We start from the raw sequence: 13,708 nt of genomic DNA, 5'->3' as shown, positions 1-13,708 counted from the left end.
CGTTTCGAAGTATCTTAACATAAAGATACTTTACAAACAGAACTTTTAGGCGTACATTCACGCAAAAATATCTTAACGTAAAGATAAAAGATTATGAATATATTACTGGCTATGATCCCCGCCTTCTTCTGGGGAACAACATACGCAGTGACACAGTATAGTTTGACCGACTGGCCTCCACTACTACTTGGCGCCATTCGAGCATTGCCTGCCGGACTATTGTTACTGATGATTAAGCCGTCTCTGCCAAAAAAAGGAGACTGGCAAATTCTCTTCAGTCTTGGACTGATTAACATTGCGACCTTCTTCGGTCTGATTTTTGTTATGGCATTAACCCTGCCCTCGGCAATCTCAGGTGTCGGTATGGTGTCTGTACCGGTATTTGCCATGGTGTACAACTGGGTGGTCAACAAAAACCGTCCAAACTCTATTCAAGCTGTCTGTGGTGCTGCGTTGGTTGGTCTGGCGTGGATGCTATTCTCTCCAGGCTCCATCAGCCTCGACCCGATTGGTTTGGGTGCCATGCTGGCTGCCATCATGTGTATTGTTGCGGGTAGCTCTCTGACCAAGTCATTGGGCAATCGCATGCACTGGTGGACAGTACTGACATGGCAACTGATTCTCGGTGGTGCAATTTTGTCTGTTGCGGCAGGATTTCAGGCTGTCGTGGACCCAGCGCAATACAGCAACGCACTGGGGAATTTCTCACTACATAATGGCTTAGGTTTATTGTGGGTGGTAGGTCTTAATACGGCACTGGGATACGGCATGTACGTGTGGCTGCTGCAACGCATGACAGTGGTAGACTTTACCTTTGGTGGTATTGCCAACCCAATTGCTGGCATCTTAACGGGACTGGTGCTGCTGGGTGAATCCTTTAGCCCATTCCAGTACAGCTTGATGATTGGCATGATTGTGATGTCGCTTCTGCCACAGGCTATACTGGCACTGAGACAAAACAAGCCGTCGCCAGCACAATGTAAATCTAGCTGAGCAGATTACATCTATTGAAAAGGGCCACGTTAATGTGGCCCTTTTTGATTAACTAAAGGTGTCAGAAACAATGGCTGACTGTTCAATTGAATGAAGATAGTTAATCCACTCTTCGACTGGCAGAGGTTTAGCAAAATAATACCCCTGTGCACATCGGCAGCCAATCTGACGTAGGGTCTCTACATGAGACTCGGTTTCTACCCCTTCGGCAATCACTGAAAACTCAAGAATTTGTGCCAACTTAAGCACCGCTCGGGTAATTTCGTAGTCAACTTTTGAGGAATTCACATCTTCGATAAAACTCCGATCAAGCTTGATGCAATCTGCTGACAGATTTTTGAGTACCGACAGTGAAGAGTAGCCTGTTCCAAAGTCATCAATCGCAATCTTGTAGCCTTTCTCACGCAAGGTCGCAATAGTTCTAACGCAGGTTTCAAAATCACGCATCATGTCGCGTTCTGTGATTTCCAGTAGCAACTGATGCGGCTGGCAGTCGGTGTCATCCAATATCTGTTGCAACTGTTCAGCTAAATCAGTTCGATAGAACATACGCGCTGAAAAGTTGATAGAGAACAGCACACCTTGCAAATCGATACCCGCTCGCTGCCACTGAGTGATCAGATTCGCGACTTTTCTGAATACCCATTTATCGATCTCAGTAATTAAATCCGTTTTCTCGGCCACTTCAAGGAATTCAGCCGGTGGCAGCATCCCCAATTTAGGATGATTCCAGCGCACCAATGCCTCGGCCCCAACAATGGTGTTTGAGTCTAAATCGACCTTGGGTTGGAAATACACCACTAGCTCTTCATTAGCAATCGCTTGACGAAGGCCGATATTGGTCTCAACCAAGTCCGTCACTTCATGGGTCATCTTATCCGCGTAGACTTTGTACTGATCTCGGCCACATCGCTTCGCGTGGTACATAGCCGTATCCGCATTACGCACTAAGGTTTCACCATCCTTACCATGGAGTGGGAACTCACATACACCGATACTGGTAGAGACAAAAATCAGGTTGTCTTCAATGTAATACGGCTTGCGCAGCGCTTTGTTGATTCGCTCCGCCAGGGCTTCACCATCTTTGAGATTGGCATCAGAGATAACAATCATAAACTCATCACCGCCCATACGTGCGACAAACCCTGAGTCTCCAATAATCTTCGTCAGAATTTCAGAAATGTTTACTAGTAAGTTGTCCCCAGAAGCATGACCCAAAGAATCATTGATGGTTTTGAACTCGTCAGTATCGAGGTAGAGTAGAACGAAAGGAGCGCCACTTTGTTTGCTCTGTGCGATTTCACGTTCAAGCTGTTTCGTTGCCAATAAGCGGTTAGCCAAACCAGTCAGCGGATCATGGTGCGCGAGAAAGTCGAAATTCTTTTTCTCATCATGCAGCTCTAAATAAGCATCTGACAGACGAGAAGCCATGTTGTTGTAGGCACTTTCTATGTGTCCCCACTCGTCTTGGCGCCCTAAGTCGATCGGTTTTTTAATTGAGTCAGACTCAAGGCGATCAAAACCGTCCTTCAAATCATCAAGTGGTTTTCGAATATGACGACGCACCACATGACTCACCAACAATACTGACAGCAGAACTGCAGCAACACTCATGGTGACGGCATTGAGTCGCGATGCTTCTATCTCTTTTTCCAGCTTTTTGGTTAACTCAAGCGCCTGATTTAGTACTCGCGCTTCCGTGTTCTCGACCATGTTCAGTAGCTGAGTTTGTGCATCCACCAGCGAGGCCATCACAATCCAACGCTGTTCCAGATTAGCGCGAATACGTCTCAAGGCTGCGTTATAGCGTTTAACCGTACGATTGATACGTTTCTTCTGTGACACGACCGCTTCAGTTTTGATATCGACGTTTTCCAGATGAAGCAGGAAGATATCGAGCTCTTTTTCAACTTCAATCAACAGCACTTTTTCTGTTTCAGGGGTGATTCGGCTGTGTATATCACCGACCATTTTACCGGCAGAAAGAAACGCTTCGCGCAACATATTCACTAGGTCTAACTCATTGTTATAGCGCATAAAGTCAGGCTCATTAATGTGGCGAAGCTTGCTGTCAGCAATCGCAAGTTCCAGTTGATCCAACTGCTCTGCTAAGGTGTCGTCAATCTCATGAGTTTGCTTAAGAATACGATTTAACGCTAAAGAACTACCCAGAAAGCGATGGAAGCTTTCGATAAATGCATCAATCTTGAGTGAGAACTCCTGATTAGTAGAGAGGTCGCGCAGTCGCTGAAGTTGGAAGTCGACATTAAAAGCTTCTTCCGACAAGGTGGTTTCACTGAACAAGAACGTCTGCTCAAGCAGCTTAACCCTTGAAGTCAGAGCAAATACCCGCCGACTGATCTCGGAGTTCACGATCAGATCTGACACATGCGATGTGGTCTCCGTTTTAAGAGTCGACTCAACAGAGTGGAGCGAGCGAATGACCATAAACACCGCGAAGCTGACGATCAGCAAAGAAAGCAGGTTGGAAACAATCAAGCGCTGAGTTAGGTTGATAGGGCTGAATTTCATTGCGGCTTCCATATACTCAGATACGCTTCGCGATAGCCGTTTTGCGGATCATAAATCCCCGTATCTTTTTGACTGATTAACTCTGCAACATTGTCAGGCGTGACTAGGTGTACAGGGGCGGAGTAACCGCTAGGCGGCATGTTATGAAAGGCTCGATTAAGCTCATCAATGATTTGCCAACCTTGTAGATAAAGGGGCTCAGGTACAGTGGCAAGCTGAAAGAAATCACTGTCGATACGCTTGTACGCTGCTTTACTGCCATCTCCAGCAGAGATGTTCTGTGGAATAGGCTTGTTCTCTTCTAAAATCGACTCCAAAGAAGGAATCGCGTAATCAATGTACAGATCGTTGATGGCGAGTATGTGGGTAATTTCATCGCCATGTTTTTCCCACAATTGATCGAGTACAGCTGGCATTTGTTCAGCAATTTTATCCAACGGTAGCGCTTTAAGCTCTAACACTTTACACGTTTCACAGCGCTCAATTGCCGCAACCATAGCATCAGACTTAATCGTCGCGATCTTGTAGTTCGGATCGGTAAACACCAACGCATTCACCAAGCCATTGGAGTTAACGATGGCCAGTAATGCAGCTACCTCCGCAACAGCCAATGGATCAGTGGTGATGTTCATGTACAAGCCAATATCTGGATTGCCCCCTGCTAGCTCCGTGGCATGCCAACCAATAACCGTAATGCCTAAGCTTTCAGCAAGTTTGAGAATATCTTTATGTCGGTGCGCATCAATGCCACCTAACACAATCGCATCGGGTTCAAAGCCAATCGCCTTTCTTATGGCGGCCCCCTGGCGCACCTCTGAACCGAGACCGTCAATAAACCTTAAGTGCCAATCCAAGTGAGAAATAGCCTCAGACATGCCTTTCGCAACGCCATACACACCGCCATTGCGAAGGTCTGAAGCAACGAAAATGATGTTTCTGTCGTGAACAATTTTAGGGCCAGAACTAGGTCCATCCCACGCCTGATCGCTAGCTATTGCAAGCGTTACTTTATCTTTGGCATAGGTAAAAAAATCGGTGTCAGTTGTGTCTGCAAATAACGGCAAGCTACAAACAGAGGCGAGCAACACGCTCGCCAAAATTAAAACTTTATGCATATTAATTATAAAAATCTTTAACTCATAATTTTTATATATTTATAATAATGTTAATACACAATCAAAACATTTGGTAACAAGTATGCGATTTCACGTTAATAGAGTGCTAACAGCCGTGCTGACGGGTACTCTATGTGTTTCATCTTTTGCTTTTAGTTCAGAGACTTCCCACACTCAACAAGATAAAATCAAGCTTGAAACATTTCAAAAGACAGTCAGTGGGGAACCGGTCCCTTTAAACAGGCCTTCAGCCGATAAACCAATCAAAATCGCCTTAATTTACCCAAGTGCGGATATTTCTGATTTCTGGGTACGCAACTACACGGCTCTAGTCAAACGCCTCGAAGATCTCGACGTACCTTTTGAAATCGTTCAATACACCTCTAAACAAATCGAACACTCATTGCAAACGCAATACACCAAACAGGTGTTAAACGCTGCTAAGCCCTACGATTTCGTGATTTTTGGCCCGTCAGAACTCGGCTTGCAGTCAGGAAACATCCAGAAGTTGTCTGCCTCCGATAAGTTCAAAACCTTTATCTGGGCTTTCCATACTCCAGATTCTCAGTGGCAGCACCAGCCAGATGCGTGGTTTGATTTCTCCAGTGCAATGGGCGCAGAGGTATTGTGTGAACACGTTGTCAAACACCTAGGTAACGAGGTCGACTTTGCAGCCAATCGAGGTATTCCTGGCATTACAGATACCCAACGTTCTCAAGGGTTTATTGACTGTGTAGAAGAAAAAGGAGACTGGCTGACAGCCTATGAGCATTTCGGTCAGTACCAAAAACTCGGCGGCGCTGATGGTGTCAAACTGGTGCTGGATAATTTCCCTGAAGTCACCATGATTCACAACGCGAATACTGCGATGACAATGGGCGCGGTAGATGCCTTAGGGGAAGCAGGGAAGCTCTCTGACATTTATGTGACTGGCTGGGGTGGAACAGCGAAAGAAATTGAAAAAATACGCTCTGATGAATTAGATGCGACGCCGATGCGCATGAGCGATGATCTCGGCGTCGCAACAGCTGAAGCCATCAAATTTCATCTGGAAAGTCGAGCAGAAGAATTACCACAGATCTATCTTGGCCGCATTACCGTCGTGCATAGTGACATGGACCATACTGAGCTCGATAAACTGACACGTGAAGCCTTTCGATACTCGGGGTCAAATAATTAAGAGCATTCACCACCAATAAGCACAAACGCCATGACAATGTCATGGCGTTTCACTTTACACTGTAAACACAAGTTCTCACTGTTAATCAACGTAAATAGGCTTATCAGGGTTGGCGAGATAGTCAAACATCATCTCGATGTCTTCGACTAATACGCGTCCTTGGGAGAGTTGAGGAAGCTCATCCGGTGCAAAAAATTCAATCTCAGAAATCTCAATATTAGTCGTCGCGTCACCAGATACAAAATCGCACAGAAAGAATAACTTATAGATATGAAACGGAAACTCAGGTTGATAGTTATGTATCGCACGATCTTTCACCGCCACCAGCCGAGGGTTATTCACCACATAACCCGACTCTTCCAATACTTCACGCACAACACCTGCTTTCGGTGTTTCACATACATCACCCCAACCACCGGGTAGCGTCCAGCAATTATCCTCTCTTTCTCTGACTAAGAGTATTTTTCCATCCTTGATCACCGCAGCACGTAGATCTATTTTTGGTGTTGGATAACCTGATTCCGGAATAAACAGTTTCTGTACCTGCTCAACTGGGCTGCCACTCAAATGAGCAAACATTTGATGGGCAATCTCATCTAACTGGTGGTAGCGCTCCAGATCGTACTTATCTCTACCATACGTTTCGCCAGCCTGTGCGATAGCTTTAATTTGTTTAGCCCAATCTAACCAAGGTTGCATTTACGTTGACCTTCAAAAATCCAAAGTTAGCGTCCATAATAACGCTTTCGCTGGGCAGGTATTCGCTGATCATCTCACTACTGGCATTTTTCACCAGATTCTGACCAAGCTCCATTCAGCAATAACTCATAGAAGCACCGCGCTGCTGGGCCGGTTTTGGCACCTTTGGGTAGAGTAAGATGAAGCGGGACCTGATAACAGTCACTCTCCTCCACATTAAGTACTTGCAGTTGTCCCTGATTTCGCTTGGCAACAATGTGAGTCGGCAAACGGCAAAAACCCACACCCTGCTCTACCGCGCGAAAGGCGTGGTCAAAGTTATCGACAGTAATTCTCTGGTTGGATTTCAGCCAGCCGACATTTTGCGCCTGCTCATTGGTTTGAGGCGCGCCAAGATCGCGAATAACGATCTGACAATGCGTTGCGAAATCAGCCATAGTTAGACTCGCTTGCTGAGCAAGCGGGTGTTCAGTCGACACAACAGGAACCATGCTGGTCAGCGCAAATGCCTGTGCCGGATAGTTGGTGACTGGTAGGGTAATGATGGCAATATCAGCCTGTGCACTAGTGACCATGTCAGATGTTTTCGATAGTGACGTTTCCACAACCTGAATCGAAGTCGCGCTGTTTTGCCTGAGGTAATGTGCCATTGGACGATAAAGCAAAAACGGATCGCACAAGTGATCCATTGCAACAGTTATTTCAGACTCAACGCCAGCTGCGATCTGCTGGCTAAGATCCTCAAGTTCTCTTGCCTGATCCAGCATGCTATTTGCTCTACGCAGCAGAGACTGGCCATGGTCAGTCAATGTTGCTCGCTTACCTTTTACTTCAACAAGCTGAACACTGAGTTGCTCTTCCAGCTTTTTGACCGAGTAAATCAAGGTCGTATGGCTCTTATTGAGTGCGACCGCGGCGGCCTGAATGCTACCAGCTCTGTCTATCTCACGAAGCGTGACCCATTGCTCTAACGTGCTTTTTAGTCTCACCGCTTTAACCTGTCAGTTTTTTAGACAATTATACGCAATATTATGAACTTTTCTGTTTATTTTTTATAGGCAACAATCATCCCAACAGCAACCAAACACCACTTACGGAGAAACCATCATGAAACTATTGCAAGTCGATTTTGAATACCACGGTCCGATGGGAGAAGAAATGTCTCAGGCGCTGATAAAGCTGGCTGAGTCAATCAATCGCGAACCGGGCATGATCTGGAAAATCTGGACTGAGAGTAAAGCTGAAAAGCTCGGCGGTGGAATCTACCTGTTTGAAGATGAAACCTGCGCTCAACGCTATCTTGAGATGCACGCTGCACGCTTAAAACAAATGGGGGTCGCAGAAGTACGCGGCATTATCTTCGACATCAACCAACCACTGACAGCCATAAACCAAGGCCCTGTCAATCAGCAGGTAGTACAATGAACAACAAAACCTTCCTAACCCTACATGGCGGTATTTATACTGCCTTTGCTATCGCCCTATTCTTTCTGCCCCATGTGATGTGGCCGATGTATGGCGTAGAAATTAATGATCAATACGCCTACTTCTTATCTCAACATACCAGCATCTTTTTGGGCGGGGTGGCAGCTGTCAGTTTGTTGCTGCGCCACATTGAACACAGAGAAACAATGCGTCAGCTGTTTAAAGCTCTGGTGGTGACCAACCTACTTGGCCTCGTAATCACCGGCTACGCAGGGTTTATCGGCATTTTTGTCGGTTTTGGCTGGAGTGACCCGGCGTTTTTCACTCTGCTGACCATACTGAGCTATCGGCAACTCGCCCAGCAATAACGTAGTGACGAGCGCCTCTTATGATTAGGCGCATCGTCCTTGTCTCGCCTTTCATCCATTTACTGCGTAGAATACGCGCTCTTTTCCATCCCCAAACATTTATAGGCAGACAAGTTTGCATACAGTAGAACAACTAAGAAATGGCCAGCTGGCAGGCATTCAGCGCCTTCAGCTTTCTGAGCAATTAACTGAGTTACCACGTGAGATCTTAACGTTATCTGACAGCTTAGAGATCCTCGATGTGTCCAACAACCTACTGTGTGAACTGCCGGAATGGCTGACTGAACTTACCCAACTCAAGATTGTTTTTGCTTCCAATAACCGTTTTACCCGTCTTCCTTTGGTGCTCGGTCAATGTGAACGGTTAGAAATGGTTGGCTTTAAGAGCAATCAAATTGTCCGTGTCGCGGAAGAATCTCTACCAGAGCAACTCCGCTGGCTGATTCTGACAGATAACCAAATAGAGCAACTACCAGAATCTTTAGGCCATAGACCACGACTGCAAAAACTGGCGTTAGCGGGTAACAAGATCACGGCTCTGCCAAAGAGCTTTAAAAATTTGCTTAACTTAGAGCTAGTCAGGCTGTCAGCCAACCAAATCGATGTGTTTCCTCAAGTCTTGCTTGAGCTGCCAAAACTGGCTTGGATGGCATTTGCAGGCAACCCATTCTGTGAGCGTCTGTCACACAACGAAAGTGTCCCTCAGATCTCATCGGCCAGTTATTCAATGAATCACGTGCTTGGCCAAGGCGCTTCTGGGGTAATCTCACACGCAAACTGGCTCGATAAGGATTTTGATTTCCCAGCAGAAGTAGCGGTAAAAGTGTTTAAAGGCGAAGTAACCAGTGACGGTTACCCGCAAGATGAGTTACAAGCTTGTCTGCAGGCTGGACATCACACTAACCTAGTCAAATCGATTGCACAGTTGAGCGAAGATAACCACCTTGCGCTCGTCATGGAGTTAATCCCATCAGATTATTTTAATTTGGGATTGCCGCCGACTCTAAACACCTGTACGCGTGATGTATTCAAACCGGAATTTATCCTTAGTGCCAAAAAGATCGAATACATCGTTGACCAAATGCTCAACGTTTTCAGCCACCTGCATGACAACAAAGTCTGTCATGGTGATTTGTATGCCCACAATGTGTTGATCAATGCACAAGGTGAGATGATATTCGGCGATTTCGGGGCAGCTTCAGTCTATGACTATCTGACTGACGCTCAGCAGCAAGGTGTGCGCCGTGTTGAGGCCAGAGCTTTGAGTCACTTTATTGAGGACCTACTGTCAGTTTGCGATCGTAATGACATAGGTAGCACCAGTCATCAACGCTTAAGTAACATGATGCGTTTGGCGGGCTAACCAATGTATGGGTGAGTCACTGTGGCTCACCCGATTTGATCGATTTCGTCTTGTAAGGCTTCCAGCTGTTCAAGAATGGCTAAAAATTTCTCTCCGAACTCTGTAACCTGATACTCCACCCTTGGTGGCAACTCGTTATAAATCACTTTATCGAGTATTCCAAACTCCACATTGCGCTTAAGACACTGGTTCAACACCTTCGTCGATAGCCCCTCAACATTGCGCACCATTTCTCCCGGTCGATTTACACCTGCAGCGAGTAATTGATAGACCGTTAGCGACCATTTGCAGCCATAGATTGCTTCCACCATTCGGGCACTGCTTTGGGGTGCAGTTTTTCTCGTAAAAAGTTTTTCTTTGTTATTCATAAAGATGTACCAAAAAGTACCTACCCTACTGATTTGTACTTACTATTCAGTGATTTACATTGCTCCTAATATTAGCACGTCCGAATCAGTCAGGAGAAAGAAAAATGACATACAGTAATCGAGGTACAGCACTCATCATTGGTGGTTCGAGCGGCATGGGTTTTGAAACCGCCAAGCAACTGCTAGAAAATCAAGTCCCAGTCACGCTAGTAGGAAGAAATGCCGACAAGCTAGCACAGGCGGCTAGCGAGCTTGGTGAGTTGGGCATGGTAAAAACGCATCAGGCGGATTTATATGATGCAGACTCTGTCTCGCAACTTGTGCAAAACATCCAAGACTCTCAACAAACCATCGGTTATTTAGTCAATGCTGCGGGCTACTTTAATCCCAAAGCCTTCATTGACCATACTGAACAAGATTATGATCGCTACCACCAGCTTAATAAGGCGATATTTCAAATCACGCAGGCCGTTGCGCAAAAGATGATTCAGGCCAACCGTGGTAGTATTGTCAATATTGGTTCCATGTGGGCGAAACAAGCGATTAAAGCCACACCTTCTTCCGCCTACTCAATGGCTAAAGCGGGTCTACATGCGCTGACTCAGCACTTAGCGATGGAATTGGCGGATTATAATATTCGAGTCAACGCTGTCTCGCCTGCCGTGGTAAAAACGCCCATCTATGAAGCGTTTATTGACCCTAAAGAAGTCGATCAGGCTTTGGAAAGCTTTAACGATTTTCACCCGATAGGCCGAGTCGGAACCGCGGCAGATGTGGCGAACAGCATCAGCTTTTTGCTCTCGGATCAGGCAAGCTGGGTAACAGGAGCAGTCTGGGACGTGGATGGCGGCGTGATCGCAGGCCGTAACTAATGCATATCAACCTAAGGAGTAACTGATGCTCAATATGAACTTTGCCCAGCGCGTCGTAATTGATACTGAGTCGATGCCTTGGGTTGCTAGCCCAGCCAAAGGCGTTTGGCGCAAACCGCTAGAGCGAGAAGACGCAGAATCCGGTCATACAACCAGTGTTGTACGCTACGATGCGGGCTCTCGTTTCAACACGCATCCACATCCAATGGGAGAAGAAATATTCGTCTTGGAAGGTATCTTCTCCGATGAACAGGGGGACTACCCCGCAGGCACCTATCTGCGTAATCCACCAGGCAGTCAACACGCTCCTTTCAGCGATCAAGGTTGTACCATCTTGGTGAAACTGAATCAGTTTGATGAGAGAGATAGCGCGAGCATCAGGGTGAACACCCGCACGCAAGCTTGGTTACCTGGAATTGGCGGCCTTGAAGTGATGCCATTGCATGAGTTCGAACATGAACACGTCGCTTTGGTAAAATGGCCAGAGGGAGAAAGATTTCAGCCGCATCGACATTTTGGCGGTGAAGAGATCTTTGTCCTCTCAGGAGAGTTCGCCGACGAACATGGCCGCTACCCAAAAGGGAGCTGGTTACGTAGCCCACATATGAGCGAGCATTTTCCTTTTGTTGAGCAGGAAACAATCATTCTGGTCAAAACAGGGCATTTGCCCTTATTACGCTAAATGATTCGATAAAATGGCCATCTGGTTAACCTAGATGGCCAGTTCAATCACCCTACTTTCCACCGGCTATATCAATGAACGAACCAGTCACAAACGACGCTTCGTCAGACAACAACCATGCTATCGACTGAGCAACCTCTAGTGCCGTACCACCACGTCCAAGCGGAATTTGAGAAGCGAGTCGGTCTACACGCCCTGGTTCACCGCCATCGGCGTGCATCTCAGTGTAAATGCAGCCCGGCCTGACGCCATTGACTCGAATATCACGTTCAGCCAGCTCTAGAGATAAACCTTTAGTTAAGGAATCCATCGCGCCTTTCGATGCCGCATAATCGACATACTCAAACGGCGCACCCGTTCTTGATGCTGCCGAAGAGACGTTGACAATCGCCCCTGAAGCATCCAGTTGATTGATAAACGCTTTACAGCACAGGAAACAACTCACCACATTGGATTCCATCACCTGTCTAAATCGGCCTACATCGACCTTATTCAATGTCGTTTGCTGGAACAATACACCCGCGTTGTTCACCAGATGAGTCACCATACCAAAACGAGCGTTGACGGCACTGAACATAGTTTCAACTTGACCTTCATCAGACACATCCGCCTGATGCGCGAACGCACGACCACCTGACTGAGTTATCGCCTCCACAACCTCATCAGCACGCTGGTGGTTTTTAAGATAATTGACACACACCGCGTAGCCCTGCTGCGCAAGAAGCTTGGCAGTTTCTGCTCCAATCCCTCTTCCCGCGCCTGTAACGATGACCACTTTATCCATCTGCTCGTCCTTTCCTTATCTTTTCTATTAGGTTGGTTTTACACTGTAAAATGCGTCGGTTCCTGCATTTTCGCCACACCACTCATTAAACGCTCAACCAGTAAGGTCAACGCCTTAGGTTGGTAGCGCCTTTGCTTGTACACCAGATACGCCTGTCTCACACTACGCTGATACTGAGGCAAAACCCGAACAATATTCATCCCTTTATGGACGTGCCTAAACGGTAAAGAAGCCACACCCAGCCCTTTTTCAACCGCTCCGCATACCGCCAGAATATCGTTAACAATCAACTTAGGTTTGACAGTCATGACATCAACTAAACGTTCTTGTTCGTAAATCGAGATGTCTAATGCATGATCGACACTAACCCAATCCAGTTTGCTGAGTTGCTGTAAATCTTCCACAACGCCCACCTTCTCTATGTATTCAGGGCTGGCAAAAAATGCATGACGAGCTTTAAACAAAGGCCTGGCTATCATGTCATTCATCTCTGCCAAATCGAAGGTGATCAATAAGTCTCGGTCAGTTTGGGGAACGGCTTGCTCCTGGCTGAGCACTAAGTCGAGTGAGACTTTGGGGTAATCAACCAGAAACTGCTCAACGACATCCCCCACAAAAGCGCGGTAGAAGTTGTGTGGGATCGCTAACTTTATCTTGCCGGAAACTTGCTGCGTATCTGAGACCATTTGGCCAAATCCAGACTCGATCGACTCCATACCGCTCTGCAACAACTCAAACGCCTGAACACCACTTTGTGTTGCGACCAGCTCCCTTCCCTTCTTCTCAAGCAATCTAATATTCAGACGCTGTTCTAAGGTCGAGAGGCGGCGCGACATAGTTGATACAGGCAATTGCAGCTTCTTAGACGCTGCCAGTAAAGAACCTTCTTCTACAACGCAACAGAACAAATAAAGGTCGTCGATGTTTCCAAATATGGAATTCATGCTTCTAAACCTGCTTATTTTTTTCACTTATGGCTAGTTATATCCTTAATGACAACATAAGAACAAGCAGAGGAGGCGAAATATGAGTCGCAAACATTTTTGGATTTCAGCCCTACTTTCTTCATTGACTATGGCCGTCATCATGTCTGGATTAATTTCTGGCTATAAACTTGGTTTTAGTAGCGAATGGCCAGCGATCTGGCTCGACAGTTTTATTCTTGCGTGGCCAGCAGCACTCGTACTCAACCTGACCGTATTACCGCTAATACGTAAGCTCTCAAACTGGTTAGCTGGAGTAGGTACTGTATCACAAGCCTAACGCTGGATTTTTGAGATTGGAGGGAGCGCCTGGTTGTACTCCCTCTTCTACGATTTTGAAGTGC

15 protein-coding genes are annotated in these 13,708 nt (G+C 46.5%); 8 read left to right on the top strand and 7 right to left on the bottom strand.

Going from position 1 to position 13,708, the window contains the following annotated elements; genetic code table 11:
• Window positions 1-93: 93 nt before the first annotated feature.
• Window positions 94-993 carry a DMT family transporter gene (locus FIU99_RS21630; protein WP_039951830.1) on the top strand — a complete coding sequence of 300 codons (900 nt, stop codon included), beginning with the start codon at window positions 94-96 and terminating at the stop codon, window positions 991-993.
• A gap of 48 nt (window positions 994-1,041) precedes the next feature.
• Here the strand turns inward: FIU99_RS21630 and FIU99_RS21625 are convergent, their stop codons facing one another.
• Window positions 1,042-3,525 (bottom strand): bifunctional diguanylate cyclase/phosphodiesterase, encoded by a 2,484-nt coding sequence (locus FIU99_RS21625; protein WP_006959856.1) that lies wholly within the window; start codon window positions 3,523-3,525, stop codon window positions 1,042-1,044.
• Window positions 3,522-4,640, bottom strand: coding sequence for a substrate-binding domain-containing protein (locus tag FIU99_RS21620; protein WP_006959857.1), 1,119 nt, complete (start codon window positions 4,638-4,640; stop codon window positions 3,522-3,524). The genes FIU99_RS21625 and FIU99_RS21620 overlap by 4 nt, the downstream gene beginning before the upstream one ends.
• Before the next feature lie 82 nt (window positions 4,641-4,722).
• Here FIU99_RS21620 and FIU99_RS21615 point away from each other — a divergent pair, with 82 nt between their 5' ends.
• Window positions 4,723-5,820, top strand: coding sequence for a substrate-binding domain-containing protein (locus tag FIU99_RS21615; RefSeq protein ID WP_039951831.1), 1,098 nt, complete (start codon window positions 4,723-4,725; stop codon window positions 5,818-5,820).
• An 81-nt stretch (window positions 5,821-5,901) separates the two neighbouring features.
• Here the strand turns inward: FIU99_RS21615 and FIU99_RS21610 are convergent, their stop codons facing one another.
• Window positions 5,902-6,519 carry an NUDIX hydrolase gene (locus FIU99_RS21610; RefSeq protein ID WP_006959859.1) on the bottom strand — a complete coding sequence of 206 codons (618 nt, stop codon included), beginning with the start codon at window positions 6,517-6,519 and terminating at the stop codon, window positions 5,902-5,904.
• Between the two features lie 77 nt (window positions 6,520-6,596).
• Complete coding sequence (locus tag FIU99_RS21605; protein WP_006959861.1) at window positions 6,597-7,508, bottom strand: LysR family transcriptional regulator; 912 nt, start codon at window positions 7,506-7,508, stop codon at window positions 6,597-6,599.
• A gap of 118 nt (window positions 7,509-7,626) precedes the next feature.
• Here FIU99_RS21605 and FIU99_RS21600 point away from each other — a divergent pair, with 118 nt between their 5' ends.
• From FIU99_RS21600 to FIU99_RS21590, 3 genes are all read left to right on the top strand, one after another.
• A complete protein-coding gene (locus tag FIU99_RS21600; RefSeq protein WP_006959862.1) occupies window positions 7,627-7,944 on the top strand; it encodes a monooxygenase in 318 nt (105 codons plus the stop codon).
• Window positions 7,941-8,312 (top strand): hypothetical protein, encoded by a 372-nt coding sequence (locus tag FIU99_RS21595; RefSeq protein WP_006959863.1) that lies wholly within the window; start codon window positions 7,941-7,943, stop codon window positions 8,310-8,312. Before FIU99_RS21600 ends, FIU99_RS21595 begins: the two co-directional genes overlap by 4 nt.
• Window positions 8,313-8,427: 115 nt before the next feature.
• The gene (locus FIU99_RS21590) at window positions 8,428-9,675 is read left to right on the top strand and encodes a leucine-rich repeat-containing protein kinase family protein (protein ID WP_006959864.1); all 1,248 of its coding nucleotides are present in this window, start codon (window positions 8,428-8,430) and stop codon (window positions 9,673-9,675) included.
• Between the two features lie 26 nt (window positions 9,676-9,701).
• Here the strand turns inward: FIU99_RS21590 and FIU99_RS21585 are convergent, their stop codons facing one another.
• A complete protein-coding gene (locus tag FIU99_RS21585) occupies window positions 9,702-10,043 on the bottom strand; it encodes a helix-turn-helix domain-containing protein (protein ID WP_019277418.1) in 342 nt (113 codons plus the stop codon).
• A gap of 104 nt (window positions 10,044-10,147) precedes the next feature.
• Here FIU99_RS21585 and FIU99_RS21580 point away from each other — a divergent pair, with 104 nt between their 5' ends.
• Both FIU99_RS21580 and FIU99_RS21575 read left to right on the top strand, forming a co-directional pair.
• A complete protein-coding gene (locus FIU99_RS21580) occupies window positions 10,148-10,915 on the top strand; it encodes an SDR family NAD(P)-dependent oxidoreductase (protein ID WP_006959866.1) in 768 nt (255 codons plus the stop codon).
• Window positions 10,916-10,940: 25 nt separating this feature from the next.
• Window positions 10,941-11,597 (top strand): cupin domain-containing protein, encoded by a 657-nt coding sequence (locus FIU99_RS21575; RefSeq protein WP_006959869.1) that lies wholly within the window; start codon window positions 10,941-10,943, stop codon window positions 11,595-11,597.
• A 52-nt stretch (window positions 11,598-11,649) separates the two neighbouring features.
• On the opposite strand, the gene FIU99_RS21570 is transcribed toward FIU99_RS21575, so the two are convergent.
• Together FIU99_RS21570 and FIU99_RS21565 are read right to left on the bottom strand one after the other, a co-directional pair.
• Window positions 11,650-12,381: an SDR family oxidoreductase gene (locus tag FIU99_RS21570; protein ID WP_006959871.1), complete on the bottom strand. Its 732-nt coding sequence runs from the start codon at window positions 12,379-12,381 to the stop codon at window positions 11,650-11,652.
• A gap of 38 nt (window positions 12,382-12,419) precedes the next feature.
• Window positions 12,420-13,325, bottom strand: a complete 906-nt coding sequence (locus FIU99_RS21565; RefSeq protein WP_152472538.1) for a LysR family transcriptional regulator — start codon at window positions 13,323-13,325, stop codon at window positions 12,420-12,422.
• An 82-nt stretch (window positions 13,326-13,407) separates the two neighbouring features.
• On the opposite strand from FIU99_RS21565, the gene FIU99_RS21560 reads away from it, so the two are divergent.
• Window positions 13,408-13,644 (top strand): DUF2798 domain-containing protein, encoded by a 237-nt coding sequence (locus tag FIU99_RS21560; protein ID WP_006959879.1) that lies wholly within the window; start codon window positions 13,408-13,410, stop codon window positions 13,642-13,644.
• Window positions 13,645-13,708 lie beyond the last annotated feature (64 nt).

It is taken from the genome of Vibrio sp. THAF64 (genome assembly GCF_009363455.1).
Classification (GTDB): domain Bacteria; phylum Pseudomonadota; class Gammaproteobacteria; order Enterobacterales; family Vibrionaceae; genus Vibrio; species Vibrio coralliilyticus.
Note: the sequence above shows the minus strand (reverse complement) of the source record. Positions and strands in the feature narration are given on the sequence as shown.

What these genes read in the sequence shown, in the direction of transcription:
- FIU99_RS21575 (WP_006959869.1), top strand. Translation starts at nt 10,941, where the DNA reads ATGCTCAATATGAACTTTGCCCAGCGCGTCGTAATTGATACTGAGTCG.
- FIU99_RS21615 (WP_039951831.1), top strand. Translation starts at nt 4,723, where the DNA reads ATGCGATTTCACGTTAATAGAGTGCTAACAGCCGTGCTGACGGGTACT.
- FIU99_RS21570 (WP_006959871.1), bottom strand. Translation starts at nt 12,381, where the DNA reads ATGGATAAAGTGGTCATCGTTACAGGCGCGGGAAGAGGGATTGGAGCA.
- FIU99_RS21560 (WP_006959879.1), top strand. Translation starts at nt 13,408, where the DNA reads ATGAGTCGCAAACATTTTTGGATTTCAGCCCTACTTTCTTCATTGACT.
- FIU99_RS21580 (WP_006959866.1), top strand. Translation starts at nt 10,148, where the DNA reads ATGACATACAGTAATCGAGGTACAGCACTCATCATTGGTGGTTCGAGC.
- FIU99_RS21625 (WP_006959856.1), bottom strand. Translation starts at nt 3,525, where the DNA reads ATGAAATTCAGCCCTATCAACCTAACTCAGCGCTTGATTGTTTCCAAC.
- FIU99_RS21565 (WP_152472538.1), bottom strand. Translation starts at nt 13,325, where the DNA reads ATGAATTCCATATTTGGAAACATCGACGACCTTTATTTGTTCTGTTGC.
- FIU99_RS21620 (WP_006959857.1), bottom strand. Translation starts at nt 4,640, where the DNA reads ATGCATAAAGTTTTAATTTTGGCGAGCGTGTTGCTCGCCTCTGTTTGT.
- FIU99_RS21630 (WP_039951830.1), top strand. Translation starts at nt 94, where the DNA reads ATGAATATATTACTGGCTATGATCCCCGCCTTCTTCTGGGGAACAACA.
- FIU99_RS21610 (WP_006959859.1), bottom strand. Translation starts at nt 6,519, where the DNA reads ATGCAACCTTGGTTAGATTGGGCTAAACAAATTAAAGCTATCGCACAG.
- FIU99_RS21585 (WP_019277418.1), bottom strand. Translation starts at nt 10,043, where the DNA reads ATGAATAACAAAGAAAAACTTTTTACGAGAAAAACTGCACCCCAAAGC.
- FIU99_RS21600 (WP_006959862.1), top strand. Translation starts at nt 7,627, where the DNA reads ATGAAACTATTGCAAGTCGATTTTGAATACCACGGTCCGATGGGAGAA.
- FIU99_RS21595 (WP_006959863.1), top strand. Translation starts at nt 7,941, where the DNA reads ATGAACAACAAAACCTTCCTAACCCTACATGGCGGTATTTATACTGCC.